General features: G+C 37.6%; 1 protein-coding gene. It reads right to left on the bottom strand.

Annotation, left to right across the window (positions count from 1 at the left end):
• Window positions 1–12: 12 nt before the first annotated feature.
• Window positions 13–456 (bottom strand): IS200/IS605 family transposase, encoded by a 444-nt coding sequence (gene tnpA, locus D1164_RS23625; RefSeq protein WP_119352362.1) that lies wholly within the window; start codon window positions 454–456, stop codon window positions 13–15.
• Window positions 457–537 lie beyond the last annotated feature (81 nt).

Here is a 537-nt window from a genome sequence, read left to right as displayed (position 1 = left end):
ATAAAAAGGCCCCTATAAGGGGCCAAAGTTGAGCCGCTGCTGCTCTTCGAGACGTTCTTGATCTTCTTGAAATTTCACGTACTTCTTGATTTTGTCTTCATCAAGTCCGATAGTGTCAACACAGTAGCCTTTTGCCCAAAAGTGATTTCCCCAATATGGCTTTGTCCGTAACTGAGGATAACTTTTGAAAATTTTGATTGCTGTTTTGCCCTTTAATATTCCCATTAATTGGGAAACTGAAAGCTTCGGGGGAACACTAACAATCAGATGAACATGATCCTTCTGAATATTCATTTCGATCATCTCACATGATTTCCATTCCAATAACATCGCAATGTCATCCTGAAGTAATTCCTTGATCAGACCTTCTAGTAAGCGAAATCTATATTTGGGTGTCCATACAATATGGTAAGTGCACCTGTAAATCACATGATTTAATTTCTTAAAATTACTCATGTGACGAAGTTAATAAATTTAAGGCGTAGCCTATTAAACATGACCACCCCCGAAGGAGGTGGTTTTAACGATTATAATAAA

It is taken from the genome of Mariniphaga sediminis (assembly GCF_003573545.1).
GTDB lineage: Bacteria > Bacteroidota > Bacteroidia > Bacteroidales > Prolixibacteraceae > Mariniphaga > Mariniphaga sediminis.
Note: the sequence above shows the minus strand (reverse complement) of the source record. Positions and strands in the feature narration are given on the sequence as shown.

Coding starts and splice junctions, on each gene's coding strand:
- tnpA (WP_119352362.1), bottom strand. CDS start 456: ATGAGTAATTTTAAGAAATTAAATCATGTGATTTACAGGTGCACTTAC.